At 58.1% G+C, this 17,338-nt stretch carries 15 protein-coding genes; 11 read left to right on the forward strand and 4 right to left on the reverse strand.

Features of this window, described 5'->3' with window-relative positions; genetic code table 11:
* The first annotated feature begins 18 nt into the window (after window positions 1–18).
* The 6 genes from MJA45_RS07060 to MJA45_RS07085 all read left to right on the forward strand — a co-directional run bounded on the left by MJA45_RS07060 (window position 19) and on the right by MJA45_RS07085 (window position 8,528).
* Window positions 19–1,818 (forward strand): alpha-L-fucosidase, encoded by a 1,800-nt coding sequence (locus MJA45_RS07060; RefSeq protein WP_315606566.1) that lies wholly within the window; start codon window positions 19–21, stop codon window positions 1,816–1,818.
* 5 nt (window positions 1,819–1,823) lie between these two features.
* On the forward strand, window positions 1,824–2,210 hold the full coding sequence (locus MJA45_RS07065; protein ID WP_315606567.1) for a cupin domain-containing protein: 387 nt from the start codon (window positions 1,824–1,826) through the stop codon (window positions 2,208–2,210).
* A gap of 219 nt (window positions 2,211–2,429) precedes the next feature.
* Window positions 2,430–3,386 carry an ABC transporter permease gene (locus tag MJA45_RS07070; RefSeq protein ID WP_315606568.1) on the forward strand — a complete coding sequence of 319 codons (957 nt, stop codon included), beginning with the start codon at window positions 2,430–2,432 and terminating at the stop codon, window positions 3,384–3,386.
* Window positions 3,387–3,449: 63 nt separating this feature from the next.
* Window positions 3,450–4,277 (forward strand): carbohydrate ABC transporter permease, encoded by an 828-nt coding sequence (locus MJA45_RS07075; protein ID WP_315607951.1) that lies wholly within the window; start codon window positions 3,450–3,452, stop codon window positions 4,275–4,277.
* A gap of 36 nt (window positions 4,278–4,313) precedes the next feature.
* On the forward strand, window positions 4,314–5,510 hold the full coding sequence (locus tag MJA45_RS07080) for a glucuronate isomerase (RefSeq protein ID WP_315606569.1): 1,197 nt from the start codon (window positions 4,314–4,316) through the stop codon (window positions 5,508–5,510).
* A gap of 276 nt (window positions 5,511–5,786) precedes the next feature.
* On the forward strand, window positions 5,787–8,528 hold the full coding sequence (locus MJA45_RS07085; RefSeq protein ID WP_315606570.1) for a discoidin domain-containing protein: 2,742 nt from the start codon (window positions 5,787–5,789) through the stop codon (window positions 8,526–8,528).
* A 281-nt stretch (window positions 8,529–8,809) separates the two neighbouring features.
* Here MJA45_RS07085 and MJA45_RS07090 read toward each other — a convergent pair whose 3' ends face one another.
* Window positions 8,810–9,586 carry a DeoR/GlpR family DNA-binding transcription regulator gene (locus MJA45_RS07090; protein ID WP_315606571.1) on the reverse strand — a complete coding sequence of 259 codons (777 nt, stop codon included), beginning with the start codon at window positions 9,584–9,586 and terminating at the stop codon, window positions 8,810–8,812.
* A gap of 236 nt (window positions 9,587–9,822) precedes the next feature.
* On the opposite strand from MJA45_RS07090, the gene MJA45_RS07095 reads away from it, so the two are divergent.
* The 3 genes from MJA45_RS07095 to MJA45_RS07105 all read left to right on the forward strand — a co-directional run bounded on the left by MJA45_RS07095 (window position 9,823) and on the right by MJA45_RS07105 (window position 11,655).
* The gene (locus MJA45_RS07095) at window positions 9,823–10,356 is read left to right on the forward strand and encodes a 2'-5' RNA ligase family protein (protein WP_315606572.1); all 534 of its coding nucleotides are present in this window, start codon (window positions 9,823–9,825) and stop codon (window positions 10,354–10,356) included.
* Window positions 10,357–10,363: 7 nt separating this feature from the next.
* Window positions 10,364–10,912 (forward strand): ribonuclease FAU-1 family protein, encoded by a 549-nt coding sequence (locus MJA45_RS07100; protein ID WP_315606573.1) that lies wholly within the window; start codon window positions 10,364–10,366, stop codon window positions 10,910–10,912.
* Between the two features lie 131 nt (window positions 10,913–11,043).
* Window positions 11,044–11,655, forward strand: coding sequence for an acetylglutamate kinase (locus MJA45_RS07105; protein ID WP_315606574.1), 612 nt, complete (start codon window positions 11,044–11,046; stop codon window positions 11,653–11,655).
* Window positions 11,656–11,773: 118 nt separating this feature from the next.
* Here MJA45_RS07105 and MJA45_RS07110 read toward each other — a convergent pair whose 3' ends face one another.
* A complete protein-coding gene (locus tag MJA45_RS07110; protein ID WP_315606575.1) occupies window positions 11,774–13,381 on the reverse strand; it encodes an FAD-dependent oxidoreductase in 1,608 nt (535 codons plus the stop codon).
* Window positions 13,382–13,547: 166 nt separating this feature from the next.
* Between MJA45_RS07110 and MJA45_RS07115 the strand changes: the two genes are divergently transcribed.
* Complete coding sequence (locus tag MJA45_RS07115) at window positions 13,548–14,801, forward strand: S-layer homology domain-containing protein (RefSeq protein ID WP_315606576.1); 1,254 nt, start codon at window positions 13,548–13,550, stop codon at window positions 14,799–14,801.
* Between the two features lie 178 nt (window positions 14,802–14,979).
* On the opposite strand, the gene MJA45_RS07120 is transcribed toward MJA45_RS07115, so the two are convergent.
* Together MJA45_RS07120 and MJA45_RS07125 are read right to left on the reverse strand one after the other, a co-directional pair.
* A complete protein-coding gene (locus tag MJA45_RS07120) occupies window positions 14,980–15,177 on the reverse strand; it encodes a hypothetical protein (protein ID WP_315606577.1) in 198 nt (65 codons plus the stop codon).
* A 13-nt stretch (window positions 15,178–15,190) separates the two neighbouring features.
* Complete coding sequence (locus MJA45_RS07125) at window positions 15,191–16,807, reverse strand: sodium:solute symporter family protein (RefSeq protein ID WP_315606578.1); 1,617 nt, start codon at window positions 16,805–16,807, stop codon at window positions 15,191–15,193.
* Between the two features lie 168 nt (window positions 16,808–16,975).
* Here MJA45_RS07125 and MJA45_RS07130 point away from each other — a divergent pair, with 168 nt between their 5' ends.
* The gene (locus tag MJA45_RS07130) at window positions 16,976–17,236 is read left to right on the forward strand and encodes a YqkE family protein (RefSeq protein ID WP_315606579.1); all 261 of its coding nucleotides are present in this window, start codon (window positions 16,976–16,978) and stop codon (window positions 17,234–17,236) included.
* Window positions 17,237–17,338: the final 102 nt, after the last annotated feature.

The raw sequence follows: 17,338 nt of genomic DNA on the forward strand, positions 1-17,338 counted from the left end.
CAAGGAGGAAGAAATCGGATGGCCGAACGGGAAGATTTAATGGACAACGCGGAGGAGCTAACGGAATTCCGCCCGGAAGCGGCGGATGCGGAAGGTCATGACGGCAGAATCGCGTGGTGGCGGGAAGCGAGAGTAGGGCTGTTCGTTCACTGGGGCCTGTACTCGCTTCCGGGCGGCATCTGGCGCGGCGAGGAGGTCAAGGCCTCCTACGCGGAGCATCTGATGCTGCGCGCCAAGATTCCCGCTACGGAATACGAGACGATTGCGGACGATTTCCGGGCGGAGCATTTTGACGCCAAGCTGTGGGCCCGCACGGCGAGAATGGCCGGGCTGAAGTACCTTATCATCACGGCCAAGCATCATGACGGGTTCGCCATGTACGATTCGGACGTATCGGACTACAACATCGTGAAGCGGACGCCGTTCGGACGCGACCCGTTGGAGGAACTGGCCGAGGCGTGCCGCGAGGAAGGGGTGAAGCTGTGCGTCTACTACTCGCACTCCATGGATTGGCATCATCCCGATTCCCAGGGGAATACGTGGGATTACCCGGGGAACATCGGGGCCTATGACGACGTTTCGTCTTGGGTGGAGAACGAAGACAAGCGGACCCGCTACGAGAGCTATCTGCACACGTTTGCATTGCCACAGGTCAAGGAGCTGCTGGAGAAATACGGGCCGATCGGCCTGATGTGGTTCGACTGCGGCCATAAGCTGACGGAGGAGCAAGGGGCGGCTTTCGTCCGTCAAGTGCGTGAGGTGCAGCCGGACTGCCTGGTGAACCGGCGCGTCTGGAAGGAGCCGTTCGGCGATTACGGCAATTCGTCGGATAACCAGCCGCACGTGCGCGTCCCCCGCAAGGACTGGGAGTCGATCGCAACCCTGAACGATTCATGGGGCTACAAGGCGAACGACCGCAACTGGAAAACAGCCGAAGCCGTCCTCCGGCAGATGATCGACGTGCTGAGTTTGAACGGGAATTTCGTCATTAACGTCGGACCGACAGGCGACGGCGCGTTCGATCCGAAGTCGGTCGAACTGCTGGACGAAATGGGCGCGTGGATGAAGAGAAACGGGGAGGCGGTGTACGGCACGGAGAAGAGTCCGATCGGAAAGCCGCCCTGGGGGCGCTGCACCGTTAAGGGCGGCACGCTGTACGGCCATCTGTTCGATCCGCCGGCAAGCGGCCGGCTGGTCGTTCCCGGATTGCGGAATCCGGTGCAGCGCGCTTACCTGCTAGCCGATCCCGACCGGTTGCCGCTTCCGGTCAGCCGTCTCGGCGGCGAGGATCTGCTGATCGAGCTGCCCGCAATGGACGACTCCGTTACGATCCCGGTCGTGGCGCTGGAGTTCGAGGGCGAGCTGGATGCGAATCCGGTTCCGCTGCTGGTTGAGACTGATTATCCGAGTGTGTTCGGCGCCTTCGACGCCGATCTTGCCGGTCCTTGCGTACGCTATGACACAGGGAAGAAGGACCGCGACAACCTGATCGGCTGGCAGAGCCCGCAGGACGAAGCCTCCTGGTCGTTTCGCGTGAACGGACCGGGACGATTCGGAGTCACCGTGACGTATGGTGCCGAGGCGGCGGGAGGCACTCTGCTGCTGGCCGTCGCGCCGAAGCCGGCGCACTCCGATGTGCCGCCGCTTAAGCTTGCGGCTGCAATCGAAGGGACCGGGGGCGGTCTCGCCTTCCGTAGCGTGGGAATGGGACATGTGGACATCCCGGAAGCGGGCGAGTACACGCTCACGCTGCGGGCGGACGGCCTGCCGGCGGATTCCGGACTATGCGTAAAAGCCATCCAATGGGAACGGAGCTGAGGAGCATGGAGGTCAGAAATTTTCTCGAGGCGGAGCTCACATCGGGCGTAAGCCATCACGGCGAAGGAGAGGTGCGGAGCGTCCGTTTGTACGGCGGGACCGACTTTGCAACGCCGCTCCGGTTTCTGTATTACACGGTCATTCCGCCAGGAACCTCGATCGGTTACCACCGGCACAAGGACGACGAGGAAATGTACATCATTCTGGAGGGCCGCGGGCTGATGTCGGTGGACGGGGAGACGCGTGAAGTCAAGGCGGGCGATGCCGTCCTGAACCGGCCGTTCGGCAGCCATGGACTGAAGAATCACACGGAGGAAGACCTGCGCCTGCTCGTCTTCGAGGTGACCCAGTGTCCCTCCGCCAACGCGGGGACCGGAGGGCCGCAGGCATAAGCGGGGCGGCCTTGCAGGGCAAGAAAGTGGATGACGGATGGATAACAATTTCGGATGGAGGGACGGCAGAGGCGGTCTCTCTTTTTTTTGTGCCGGGATTGCCCTGATCATAAAAAAACACAGGTCGCCTCAAAGATACCACATGGGCTCTCCCAACCCCCTATAGTATGATGAGACCAACAAACAGGGACAACCAGATCACCAGAAAGGGGAGACGACATGGCTTCCAAAATGGACATCGCCCGCGAAGGCATTTTGACGTTTAACGATAGCAAAGCCAAGCGCTCGTTCATCATGAAGCATTGGCCGTTATACGCGATTTCGATTCCGGGGCTCTTGTATTTCATCATCTTCAAGTACATTCCGCTTTTCGGCTCGGTCATCGCGTTTCAGGACTACAACATTTTCAAAGGCATTAGGGGCAGTAAATGGGTGGGGCTCGAGCATTTTCAACGCATGTTCGAATACCATGAATTTCTGATGATTCTGAAAAATACGCTTCTGATCGGATTGTACGATCTTGTCTTCGCTTTCCCGATTCCGATCCTTCTTGCGCTTCTCCTCAACGAGATCCGCTTCCATGGATACAAGCGCGTCGTGCAGACGGTCATCTACATGCCGCACTTCCTCTCCTGGGTCATCGTCGGCGGCGTAGTCGTCGCTCTGCTGTCCCCTTCGACCGGAGTGGTGAACCATTCGCTCGGCTGGTTCGGCATCGAACCGATCTACTTCCTCGGGGAGAACAGCTACATCCGGACCATTCTCATCGGGTCGGGCATCTGGAAAGACAGCGGTTGGGGCACGATTATCTATCTCGCTGCCATCGCGGGCATCAACCCCGACCTGTACGAAGCGGCCGAGATGGACGGAGCCGGCAAGTTCAGACAGGTTATGGCGATCACCGTGCCCTCCATTCTGCCGGTCATCACGATATTGTTCCTGCTCCACATCGGACGGTTTCTCGATTTCGGCTTCGAACGCGTCTTCGTCTTCCTCAACTCGCTCAACAGCGAGAACGGCGAAATTCTTGACACCTACGTGTACCGGGCCGGCCTGGTCGACCGCCAGTACAGCTATACGACCGCCATCGGATTGTTCAAATCAATCGTCGGCCTCGTGCTTATCGTCGCCGGCAACTCGCTCAGCAAAAAGGCAAGCGGCGAAGGCCTGTATTAATCGGAAAGAGGGGATATTGTCGTGCCTTTAACCAACGGCCAGCGTGCCTTCCAGTGGTTCAACATGATTCTGATGTTCGTCATCGGTCTGGCTATGGTGCTTCCGATGCTGCACGTCATTGCGCAGTCCTTGAGCGACGCTCCCGCGATCAACAGCGGGGCCGTCGGTCTGTGGCCCGTCGGGTTTACGACGGAGAACTACCATCTCATCCTGAAAGACGGCACCATGTGGCTCGCCTTCCGCAACAGCGTCATCGTCACGGTTGCGGGCACGCTCATCAATCTCGCCGCGACAGCAAGCCTCGCTTATCCGCTGTCTCGGCCGGAATACCTGTACCGCAAAGCGGCGCTCGTTCTCGTGCTCATTACGATGATTTTTCACGCGCCGTTGATTCCGAACTACCTGCTGCTCAAAAACCTTCACATGCTCAACACGCTTTGGGTCCTCATCATCCCGGGTGCCATCAGCGCCTACAACCTGTTCGTCATGCGCTCCTTCTTCGTCAACCTGCCGAACGAGCTGCTCGACTCGGCGCGTATCGACGGCTGCGGCGAATTCCGCATGATCTGGAAGATCGTGCTGCCGCTGTCCAAGCCGGTGATGGCGACCATGGGCATCATGTACGCCGTCGGCAACTGGAACATGTACTCGCAGGCCATCTATTATATCGACAAACGGTCGCTTCTCCTTCTGCAGGTGCGGCTGCGGGAAATCGTCATTACGGACAATATGGGCGCCTCCGATATCACGTCGGACCTGATCAACCTCATCTCGCCGGAAGGGCTCAAGATGGCGGTCATCGTGTTCGCCACCATTCCGATCATGCTGGTGTATCCGTTCCTGCAGAAGCACTTTATCAAGGGCATGCTCGTTGGTTCGATCAAGTCGTAACCGGAGTTGCATGACGTTCAATAGGGAGGCGGGACCATGAACGAAACAGCTGTGCGGGAACGCCTGATGCAAGCCATCGGCCATACCGACATCTTCGATACGCATACCCATCTGGTGGGCGGCAGGCTTGGAGCCGCCGATTTCTGGGAGATCGCCCACTACTTCTGGCTGTTCCGTGAGCTGCAGGCGGCGGGTTATCCGGCCGATGCCGCGGAGCTGCCGGAAGACGAGCGGATGGAGGCCTTCCTCGCCGCTCACCGGGCCTCGAAGCATACGATGATGAACAAGGCGCTCACCCGGATCATGCTTGATCTGTACGGCATCGAGCTGACCGACGCGGCATCGGTCCAGGCGGCGGACGCCGCGGTCAAGGCCGCGGCCGTCCGCACGGACTGGGCCCAGGAGGTGGCCGACCGGGCGAGGGTCCGGGAGTTTGTGGTCAATCATCCGGATCACGCTGCCTTTGTCGGGATGCGCCGCAATGCCGTGCTCGTGCCTCGGATCGACGGAAGGCTGGTGCGTTGGGCCGAAGCCATGGCGGGAAGTCCCTTCCCCGAACGAGAACTGGAAGATGTCCGCAGGACGCTGGAAGAACTCTTCCGCGGCTACCGGGATAGCGGTTGTCCGGGCATCATGACGACGCTCGGCCGCATGACGGAGGCCGCGAACAGCGCGTTCGCGCTGAAGGCGGGGATCACGCAAGACCAGGCGATGGTCCACGTGCTTCATGCCGTTTGCGCGGCCGCCGAGCAGCATGGGCTGTTCGTGCAGTTGTTTGTGGGCGTGGAGCGCTCCTGGGGCCGCGAACCGGTGCCGGCGAACGATCCCGAGCGGATTCTGAAGCTGACCGGGCTGTTCGACCGGTACAAAGGCCCGTTCGAACTTGTCGTCGCTTCGGAGATCAACAACCTCGACGTCGTGCAGGCGGCTTGGAATTACCCGAACGTCCACACGGGCGGACTGTGGTGGTTCAACTTCCGTTCCTCCACGTACAAGACGGTCATGCAATATCGGCTGGAGGCGCTGGCGCCGGTCAAGTCGTCCCTGGTCGTCTCCGACTCGCGGTGCATGGAATGGGTTTACGGCAAAGTGTGGCTGATCCGGACGGCATTAGCCGAGTTCCTCGCCGATCGGGTGTGCGCCGGCTGGCTGGACGAAGAGGAAGCGCTCGAATTGGCGCGTATGTGGCTGTATGAGAGCGCAGCTAAGAGGTATGGCATTATAGAAAAATAGCTTGTAATGGCAGAGGCGGGTCCTGAGACTCGCCTCTGCTGCCATATAGAGCAACCCCCGCATAGCAACCCCTTGACTTATCCATCCCTGCATAGCTTCCCTTGCGCAGCTTTTTTCCGGCATCCTAACGGGTCGGTACGACAGCCTTAATGCGATCCTCCTCCCATTCGGTCTTAAGAAAACACAGCGGCAGCGAAAGAAACGACATGTTCAGGCAAACGGGACGGATGCTATCATGAGAGCGATTTCAAATTAGGAAGGGTGGGAAATCGTACCATGATCAGGTTCAAACGTCTTTGTCTAAGTGTCGTTGCTTCGCTGCTGCCATTCGTTCAGGTTCCCGTCGCCTCGGCGGAATCGCAGGCTTCCGCCGTAGGTGATCCGGCGGTCAATCTTGCGCTCGGGCACCCCGCCAAGGCCAGCTCGGGAACGGCCGCGAACGCCGTTGACGGCAATGCCGCTACCGTGTGGCAGCCGGCCGCTGCAGACCGCCAAGACAACATGAACGTATGGATGTATGTCGATTTGGGGGCAAAGAAGCATTTCAACAAAGTCCTACTCAGCCTAAATCGCGCGGATAACTTGAAAGAGTACAAGATTATGGTATCGGACGATGCGATCGCTTGGACGGAGGCGTACGTCAAAAACCAGGGACTCAGCGCTACGGAAGGGGCCGTATTCCCGGCAGTCGAGGCGCGTTATGTCAAAGTCGACTTCACTCTCAGCAAGGACCTGAACGTGCAGCTGTCCGAGCTGGCCGTCTACAGCGGCACGGAACAAGCGGCGCCGGATAACCTGAAGCGGATCTATTTCGTTGACGAAGAAGGGAAAGAGTACCTGTTTAACGGCGAGATCCGCCTGTTGAAGGGCACGGCGAAGCCGATGACACTGAAGGGCGAGCTTGACACCGGAGAAGGGATCGATCTGACGAATATCGCGAAAACCTTCCTGTCCACCACACCGGACGTTACGATCGACCCGGCAGGAACGCTTATAGCGAACACGGTGGGCACTGCCCTCATTCAAGCCGTGGTAAGGGTCAACGGGACGGATGTGAAGACGGGCGACCTGTGGGCGGTCGTCGACGATCCGGACGAATTCCGGACGGAAGAGATCGTCGTGAACTCGACGCTGACCCATCCGAGGATGAAGACCGAGATCGGACAACCCGCCCTTCTGGAACCGGGCGACACCTATCCGGGCGTTACGGTCAGCTCCAACGTATACGGCACGATAAGCGGCACGCTGCTGCTGGACGGTGAGACCGCAAAGGCAGCGATTCCGCAAACCCCGCTCGTCAAGGGAGAGTCGGTTAAGCTTACGGTGCCCGGCAAGGCGGATAAGCAGGGACAGTATGAGCTCCGTCTGAAGATCGAGCAAGCGGGCAAGGCCCCGGTGTACGATTCGTTTTATTTTACGGCTTGGAAAGAGAAGGACATTCCGAAGAACCAAAGCGGGATCGCTTTCCCCGGCAAGAAGGGTAAGCTGGTGTACGTCGGTGACTTCCGGGGCAACCGGATTCTCGATTTCTCTAATGCGGGGTACGGAGGCGGCGGTGTGAAGCTGCCGGACGTGAAGACGGAGGTGACCCTAGCGCCGGGCGATGGCGACGATACGGCGCGCATCCAGGCGGCCATCGACCAGGTGGCGCAGATGCCGGCGGGCAAGGACGGATTCCGGGGGGCGGTCCTGCTGAAGAAAGGCAAGTATGAGGTGGCCGGTACGCTCACGATAACGGCAGGCGGCATCGTGCTCCGCGGCGAAGGCGATGGCGAGAATGGTACACTTATTTACGGTACGGGCGACAAGGCGCGCAATCTGATCGAAATCGGAAAGAATATCGGCCTTACGCTCGATCCCGCATCGAAGAAGGACATCACCGACCTTTATGTTCCCTCCGGTGCCCGTTCGTTCCATGTGGACGACGCAAGCGCCTACCGGGTCGGCGACAAGGTGGTCGTCCGCCGGGTCGGGAACGACCGTTGGATTCACGAGATCGGCATGGACTACATTTACAACCGGCCGGGGGGCGGAGCGACCCAGTGGACGGCTTTCAACCTCGACTTTGACCGGATAATTACGGCCGTTGACGGCAATACGGTGACGGTGGATGCGCCGATTGCGAACGCCATCGAGCGCAAGTGGGGCGGCGGCCAGCTGTACAAATACAGCGATGATGCGCGCATTGAGCAGGTTGGCGTCGAGAGCATGCGGGTCGATACGGAATTCGATCCGAGCGTGATCGATACCGTGATGGACAACGGAACGACCGACCCGTATTACGCCGATGAGAAGCATGCCGAACGCTTCGTCGTGTTCAACGCGGTGAAGAACGGCTGGGTGCGAAACGTAACGGGCTATCACCTGTCTTACTCCCTTGTCCAGATGAGCCGCAACGCCAAGTGGATTACCGTACAGGACAGCAAGATGTACGATATGGTCAGCATCATTACGGGCGGCAGACGCTACGTCTTCCACATCATGGGCCAGCTGAACCTCGTGCAGCGGGTTCACGTCGAGACGGCGCGCCACGCCTTCGTCGTCGACAGCCGCGTGCAGGGGCCGAACGTCTTCCTGGACGGCACGGCGACGGACAACTACAACACGAGCGAACCCCATCACCGTTGGTCGGTCGGCGGCCTGTTCGACAGCATCAAGGCGCCGATCTCGATCCGCGACCGGGCATGGCTCGGCAGCGGCCACGGCTGGGCGGGCGCCAATTACGTGACCTGGAACACGGAAGGAGAGCTCACGAGTCAGCAGCCTCCAACGGCGCAAAACTATGCGATCGGCCACGTCGGCGAGAAGGTGCCGGGCCTCGTGCCCTCCGATTACGACAGCCGCCCGCGCAGCGACGGATACTGGGATTCGTTCGGCAAGCATGTAGGGCTGAAGAGCCTCTACAAGCAGCAGCTGGAGGATCGGCTGGGCAAGAAGGCGTTGAAGAATATTAAGGCGGACGGCGACCAGGAAGACGAACACGATGAGGAAGACGGGCGTTACGAGGACGATAACTAAGCCGACAATAGTGTTCGATGCGCTTCAGGCAGGAGCCTATCGTAGCGGGGATGATCTTTATTAACAGGTAAGGGGGCCTTGCTTCAAAGAGAAATGTCTACTCGAGTTCTTCGAAACTAATTTATCGAGACATAATAGGGCCGGCGCTTTCCTATACAGGGGCGTCGGCTTTTTTATTTAAAAACTCAGAGGCCGAACCACCCATGTGATTACGACCTCCGAGTTGTTACTTCATCCCGTTCCAGCCATGGCAATGGAAAAAGGGGTGAGGCGGCTCCGGTTTATAAGGCTTCGTCGTCCGGCCGGGCGATTAGGACTTTAACACCTTTGGCTTCCAACTCCTGGATGACGTTCAAGCTTGCTTCGTCGTCCGTTATCATCACATCCATGTCTTCCGCCGGGAGCACCTTGGCAAAAAAGTCCTGCCCCACTTTATCATAAGGAGCCAAGGCGACTACCTTCCGGGACACCCTTGCGGCTTCGCGGCTGATCGCCGCCGCCTCCGGAGTGGAGGTGGTGATGCCGTTCGCGGAAATCCCTCCTCCCGTAAGGAAGCAGGTGTCTAACGAGAACTGGCGGATAAAATCGAGGGCGAGCGAATCCGAGATGTTGCCCGAGCTCTTGACCTTGCCGCCGATCAGATAAACCTCCACCGACTCTCTGGCTTTCAAAGCATCGGCGATTGTAACGGAGTTGGTCACCACGGTAAAGGGGCAGTCGGGCAGATGCTCCAGCATGCCGTAGTGAATGCCCGCCCCTCCGATAAATACGGAATCGTTCTCCCGGATGATGGAGGCGGCCATTTTGGCGATCGCTTTCTGCCGGGGTGTGGCTTCCCCATACCGCTGTTCCGTAGGGAGGGGAGCGCTTCGTACGGGGGAGGCGGGAATGGCTCCGCCATGAGTCCGTTTCAGCAGTCCTTTCTCCTCCATGATGGTAAGATCCCGCCGTATGGAATCGATGGACAGCTCGAACCGGTCGGCCAATTCCTTGGCCAGAACACGGCCGTTCTTCTCCAGAAGCTCCAGGATGATGTCGCGACGTTCGTCAGAAAACAAGGGAGACACCTCTTTCGTGTAAGATTATCACCGGTGATGCTGTCAGTATATTCCTGTTTATTCCGTTTCGTCAAACATTTAGTTTCGTTATTTTACTTTTTTATTAATGTTTATTCCCGTTTCCTCTTTATGATCTAGAATAAATCCTTGACAGAAGGATAGAGAGCATTCATAATTCACCCAATATATTCCAGTCCCAAACGCTTATTTTGTTGGGATAGAGAGGAGGACTAAGGATGCAGCATTTTATCGGGATCGTGCCGCCGGAAGAGTATGTAGAGAGGATTGTCGCCTTTCAAAAAAGATGGCCCAGCAGCCGGCTGCCGCAGCTGGTGGAGCCTCATATTACCGTAAAAGCCCAGAGCGGGCTGACGGAAGACCGGCAATGGCTGGAGAGAGTTCGGAAGATCGGAGCAGAGTTCCCCGGGTTTTCCTTGTCTCTTGGGGAATCCAAGTGGTTCGCGCGGGCGGTTCTTTATCTGGATGTCCGGTCCAAAGAACTTCATGCCCTGCACGCTCAGCTGGTTCAGGCGGTTTCCCCGACTGAAAAGCAGATGGTTAGGTACTCGGAGCTGGACCGGTTCCTTCCTCACCTGACGCTGGGACAGACGTACTGGGGGTTATCGGAGGCGGAGCTCGCCGAAATGGAGGAGGGGGTGGCGGAGGCTCTTGCCCCTTATCCTTCATTCCGGGTGACCCGCTTCCGGATTTATCAGGAAATCACAACGAATCGGTACGTTCCCTTAGAGGACGTGGAACTGGGAGGGTAACCGTCTTATGCTTAAAAGAAAATACGGCCATCGTCCGGGATGGTCGAGGGTGCTGGAGAGGGAGTATGCTCAAGAGTATGTGGACACGGACGATTTCCGAGGGCATCTAAGCCTGCTTAGGCTTCGCCAAACGGCTTCTCCCCTGCTTGCAAGGTATGGGGAACGTACGGTCTGCATCGCCGACAGCGGGTATGAATGGCTTCAGCAGTTTCCGGAGGATGCTCATCACTCGGTCACCGTGATGTTCGATGCCAGAGGAATGATCGTCCAATGGTACGTGGATATTTGCTTGCGGAACGGATGGGACGGAAGGAATCCCTGGATGGACGATCTTTTTCTTGATCTAATCGTTTTGCCGGAGGGCGAGGTCATCGTGAAAGACGCCGGGGAGCTGGAGCAGGCACTAGCGGACGGCGTGGTAAACCGTGAATTATATGAGCTGGCTTGGAACGAATGCCGCCGACTGAAGGAGCTGAGCGAACAGGGCCGCTTTCCGCTTCTTAGCCTGGCAGCCAAGCATCGGGAGAGGCTTTTGCCGGAATTGGAGCCAGGGTGAAGGTCAGGGGAGGCCGATAGCCTATCGGCTTTCGCCGGGTCCGGGCTTCTTCCTCCGCTCTTTCCCTCTAAGAACCTGACGGGCCTTTCGCCTATATACTGTACGATGAGACGGGAAAAGGAGACTTTACCATGTATTCTTATTTCTTTCCCTCCCCGTACGGGTATTACGACTACCGGATGGAAGTTCCCCGGACCTGGACGAATGCGGCGGTCGAGCTGGACCGCACCTTTCGGTCCCTGTGGGAGCAGCATGTGTATTGGACGAGATTGACGATCAACAGCATCGTCGATAAGCTTGCCGATGAGAAAGAAACCACCGCGCGGCTCCTCCGCAACCCGGACGATTTCGCGGCGGCCTTGGAGCCTTATTATGGGAAGGCGGCGGCCGATCGGTTCGGCGCTCTGCTTAAGGACCATCTGGTCATTGCCGCCGAGCTCGTCAAAGACCTGCAGGCGGGCCGTAAGGCCAAAGCGGCCGAAGCCGAGAAGCGGTGGTACCGGAATGCCGACGACATTGCGGCTCTTCTCGCCCGAATCAACCCCAACTGGACGGAGACCGAGTGGAAGAAGATGCTTCACGAGCATCTTAAGCTGGTTGCCGCGGAGGCCGCTACCCGCCTGGCCGGGAATTACAAGGCGAATGTCGATGTGAATGAACGAATGGAAGCCCAGGCCATGGAGATGGCGGACACAATGACCTACGGGGTGCTGAGGCAGTTTCCTATGGCATTTGAAGCGTAGTGTGGGGCGACCAGGAAAGGCGTCCGCTGCAACAAGGACGGTTGGCAACGGTTATACGGCAAAAAGGCACTCACCCGAGCACGGACGTGCGCGGGTGAGTGCCTTTTTGTTTGCATCCTTATTTGCGCTTGTTTACATAAGAAGGATAAATGATTTCCCCGCTGTCGAGCTTGCGGATTTCTTCGTCCGTCCAGCCGGCGATCTTGTTATGTCCTTTGACTCCCGTCAAGGTAATCCCGTACTTGGAGGCGAGGTACTGGTGCAGAGCCGGCCAATCCTCCTCCTTCAGCTCCCGGAGGGACTTCTTGCCCTTGAGCTGGCCGAGAATGACACCGATCGATTCGGCGGCGAGCGCGGTGTTCGGCTGGATCCGGGCGCTGCCGTAGGCGATGGCGGAGGAGCCGACGTTTTTGCCGGCGAGGATGACGTTGTCGTAATTTTTGAGCTGGAAGCTGCGCAGGGGCATGCCGTATTTGTCCGGGCGGCCCATCTCGATGCCCCACTTGTTGGCGCTCGTTCCCTGCAGGTCCAGCGGATACCCGGCGATGCTCACATTGTCGGGAAACATGCGGGCGCCTAGCGCGTCCGATACTTTAAGGACATAATCCGTTTCGTAATGGTTGTATTCGCGGATATACAAGTAATTCGGGAACCCGTTCAGCTCGGCATTCTCCCAGCCCGGAAGGCTTTTGCGGAAATGCTGGAGGATAAGCGGGATCTCCTTCTTCCCGAGATCCATCGCCTCGGCGACCGACCGGCTGTCGGAGGGGTCTACCGTGTAGATCAGAAAAGCATTGATGATCACTTCCCCGTCCCGCTGGCTGACGGCATTCAAGCCTCTCAGGAAGACCCGGTCATTGGTCGGCTTGTAGGCGTTGGTCATGCCCGACAGGCCGATGGCGAAGCTCCCGTTCACGTTCCCGCCGCCGAATTTCTTGCTCCGGTCCGCTCCGCTAAGGGCATTGAACTGGGTGTTGAACCGCGTCCAGTCGACGTTCTTGAATTTCATCATCATGCCGGCGCTCATGTATTCGATCTCGTCCTGCCCGTAAAACTTCTCAAGCCCCGGCAGACGGGTCACCTTAAGCTGGGAAGCGAGAGCGGCGTAATCGGTGTTCTCGACCCAATAGGAGGCGGTGACCCGGTGGAGGGTGCCGTCCTTCTTCCGGTAGGTCAGGGAGCGGATGGCGTCCCGTCCTCCCGCGCCGGTGACGGATTCGACCTTGTCGAGAACCACCCCGGATTCGATCGGAATGCCCTGGTGCAGCTTATCGTAGTAGGCTGTAAATTCCGCAAGCTTGCGAATCTTGCCGCTGCGGAAGCCGTCGAAGAGCTCCTTGGCTCTTCCCTGAACGAGCAGCTTGCCCGATTCATCGCGGGTTTCGTCCAAGAAGAGCATTTCGCCCTGGAGCAGCTGCCCGCCCGGCTTCTCCCGGAGATCGATCACCTTTACCTTCAGGCCCTCATCGGCGGCGGCCCGGGCCAGGTACATTCCTTCGAGCTCGCTGCCTACCACGACGACATCCGCGGTCTCTTCCACGGCCGGAACGGGGGTCGGCACGGGACTAGGATTCGGCTTGGCGGAGGATCCCGCTGCCGTTGGGGCGGGCGGGGCATCGGAAGGCCCCGAGGCTTCTCTAGTTCCCGACCATTGATAGACGGCGGCCGCTGCCAGAAGCAGGAGAAAGAGGGCCGCCAGGGCCCGGAAAATGTGGCGATTCGACATGGATACACTCCTTATGCGACTTCTGTCTTATTTTGCTAGATATAAGTCTACCATTTTTTGCCCCACCCCCACAATTGCCGGAAGAACAGGCGAAACCTATCATTGTCAGCGGGCCATGCCCACAATTTTCCTCATCATTAGACATCTGAAAAGGAGTGTTATCGCAATGAAAAAGAACTACCCTTTCAAGAAGCTTGTCATTGGAGGTTTGGCTACGGCTATGGTAGCCGGGGGATCGGCATCCGCTTTTGCGGACGGTAAGGACAAGGGCGGCAAGGGACACCAGGAAGACAACCGGGTGGAGTGGAAAAGCGATGATTTCAAGACGGTTAAGCCGAACATTCGGATCGGCAATCTGAATTTGATTATTAATTTTAATGATATCAAGGGCGGAGACGTGGAGTGGGCGATGAGATACATCGCGAGCCTGGCTTCCTCCCGTGTATTCGAGGGCTATGAGGACGGCTCCTTCCAGCCTCGCAAGCCTATCTCGCGGATTGAAGCGATTACGGCAGCGGTCCGTCTGATGGGGCTGCGGGACAAAGCCGAGTCGGCCGAGGAAATGAGCACGAAGCTTAACTTCCGCGATGGGGATCAAGTAGCCAAGAAATATCCTTGGGCTGTCGGGTATGTGGCCGTGGCTCTTGAGAACGACCTGTTCGGCGAAGACGAGAACGCCATTCAACCGGAGAAGCCGGCCGACCGCCTGTGGGCGACGACGCTTCTGGTGAAGGCGCTTAAGCTGGATGCGGAAGCCCATGCCAAGATGAACACGCAGCTTCCCTTCCGAGATGCGAACAAAATTCCGGCCGGCTCCGTCGGCTATGTGGCGGTCGCCATCGAGAAGGGACTGATCGACGGCTACGACGACAACACCTTCCGTCCAGAGCGTCCGGTAACCCGTGCCGAGCTGGCCGCGCTGCTTGACCGTACGGGCGAGAACCTGCCGGGCCGCGAGCAGGGAGTGGTAGCGGGCAAGGTAAGCGCCATCTCCGGCAACGTGCTGACGATTAACAAGGACGGCAAAGAGACTCAAGTGACGCTGGATCCGGCGACCTTCGTTTTCCGCAACGGAACGCGTGCTGCGATCACCGATCTTCAGGTGGGCGATGTGGTGAAGGTAAGGGTCTATAACAACATTGCGGTATTCGTGGAGGTGCTGAAGGCTTCCGACGACAAGCAGCAGTTCACGGTTGACGGTGTCTTCAACTATGCCACCTGGAACAACCAAGGCAAGATCGCTTCCGTAACGATCACCCAATCCGTTTACGATAACGTATACGGCAACCAGACCCAGGTCAAAACCTACAACGTCGCTCCCGAGCTCAAAATCATCGGCGATGCAGCAAAGCTCGTGCCTAACGCACTGGTTCAGCTGAAGGGCTGGGAGAACCTCGTCCGCTCGATCGAAATCAAGTAAGAAGAGCGGCACAAGAGGGTTGAGAAACGCTACTGAAGTCAGGGGGTATGTCCACCTGATTAGCAGCATAAATAGGCCGCAGGCCGATTATAAAAGAAAGCCCGGGAGATGTCGCTCCCGGGCTTTGCTGTTATGACAGCCCCTGTTTCCACGGCTTTTTTGCCGTCGGTAAGGGGGGCTAGTCCTCGCTTTCCTCGAACCTCGACCAGATCAGGAAGCCGAGCCCAACGGCCAGAATCAGCAAGCCCCACCAGAAATTCAAATTCCAGCCTACCACGGTCCGGGGGTTCACAGCCAGGCCGTAAATCCCCAGGATGATTCCATACAGAACGAACAATAGACCTATCAGAAAGCGCAGATCCAGCAGCCGTTTCATGACAATCTCCTCCTCACCACAGCCATAAATTCAAGGCGATCAGAATAACGGCGGCGATCCCGGCCAGCACCCCGGGGCGCTTGTACCACGCGAAGCCTTGGTAATGGGGACGGTCGGTCAAGCCGTACACGAGCCCCTTCAGCTCTTCGTCCGGCTTCCGTTTCGTCATAAAGCTGACGACGACGGTAATGACGACCGTGATCACGAACGCCCACCAGGCGCGCCAGAAGTTGCCGGCCGCCGCGCTCCCGAAGTACCCTTCGGGAATGAGGTAGTAGAGCAGAAAGGCGCTGACCACTCCGCAGATCAGCCCCCAGAAGCCTCCCCATGGCGTAGCCCTTCTCCAGAACATCCCTAGCAGGAAGGTTCCGAACAGCGGCGCATTGAAGAACGAGAACAGCGTCTGCATATAGTCCATAATGCTCGGAAAGCTTTCCGCGATGTAGGCCGTCCCGATGCTGATAATAATTCCTACGACAATGGCCCACCGGCCCATCGCGATGTAGTGCTTGTCGTCGGCGTTCTTGTTCAGGTAGGCCTGGTAAATGTCATAGGTCCAGACGGTGGTGAACGCCGTGACGTTCCCGGCCATCCCGCTCATGAAGCTGGCGAGCATCGCCGTCAGCCCCAGGCCGAGCAGCCCGGGCGGATAATACTTCTGCAGCAGCAGAGGAAGAGCCAGGTTGTAGCTCGGTCCGCCCGCTTTCCCGATCTCGGGGAAGAGGCCGGCGGCGATCAGGCCCGGGATGATGACGAGCAGCGGGACGAACATTTTGAAAAGGGAGGCGATGATCGGGGTGTTCTGGGCGGCCCTCATGTTACGTGCAGCCAGCGTCCTCTGAACGACGAGGAAGTCCGTCGTCCAGTACCCGAAGGAGAGCACGAAGCCAAGCCCCAGAACAATGCCCAGCCAATCGATGCCCATGGCATTGTTGGAGGCGGTGCCCACATTCGCCCACAGATGGCCGAAGCTCTCGGGAAGCCGGGCCATCATGCCGCTCCAGCCGCCCAGGTCGCTCAAGCCAAGCAAGGGGATGAGCAGAAGGCCGAACCAGATGAGAAAGAATTGCAGAACCTCATTGTAAATGGACGAGGTTAACCCCCCAAGCCCCACATAAATGAGAACCACGACGGCGGAGAGGATAATGCTTGTCGTAAGCGACCAGCCGATCATCGTTTGGAAGATCAGGGCCATCGCGTAAAGGCTGATCCCCGACGTAAGGACCGTCATCAAAGCGAAGGAAACGGCGTTGACGGCCCGGGCCGCTTCGTTAAACCGGAGCTTCAAATACTCGGGAACGGACCGGATTCTCGTGGAGTAGTAGAAGGGCATCATGTACAAGCCGAGGAACAGCATGGCCGGAATGGCCCCGATCCAATAATAATGAGCGGTCAGCATCCCGTACTGGGCGCCGCTTGCGGCCATGCCGAGCACTTCCAGCGCCCCGAGATTGGCGGACAGGAAGGCTAGGCTTGTGATCCAGGCGGGAATGGAGCGGCCGGAGAGGAAGAAATCTTCTCCTGTCCGGAGCCGGTTTTTGATCAGAAACCCGATGCCTATGACAAAAACAAAGTAGATCGCGATAATCAGGTAATCGACGAAGCTTGCGTGAAACAGCGTCTCGTTCACTCCAACTGCTCCTCTCCTAACGTTCATGCGACCGGACGGCCGGAAGCTATCCCTAGGTTTTCCCAAAAACGGTAAACTATTTATCTCGTAAGCCCCTATTTCCAGGCCGTGCCTATCCCCGCCATTCGTGCTATACTGGGCGTAGAAACTTAACCGAGGTGAAAGGCTATGGCCAAAAAACGACAGGTCCCCGCCCCCCGTCCGAAGGCGGCTGACGAGAAACCGGCCACGCTGAAGGATCTGCTGAGCCCCGAGGTGCTGGAGAAGCTGAAGGCACAGGCCGACGAAATGAAGGCCGACGAAGAAAAGCGCCGGGAAGCCAAGCGGAAGCAGGCGGAGGAAGCCCGCAAGGCGGAGCAGAAGCGGCTCGATAACGATTTCGCCCACCTGCTCGAGAACAGCAAGCAGAATTGGCGTCATTTTAAATAGGGCTGGCGGAACGATTCTCTAACATTGAGCTAGCCGGCATTACACCAAAACTCCCCCGACCACCAGGTCAGGGGAGTTTTGGCTAACCTTTTTTCCAAAGGG

The sequence above is a fragment of the Paenibacillus aurantius genome (genome assembly GCF_032268605.1).
In the GTDB taxonomy this organism is placed as follows: Bacteria; Bacillota; Bacilli; order Paenibacillales; family NBRC-103111; genus Paenibacillus_AO; species Paenibacillus_AO aurantius.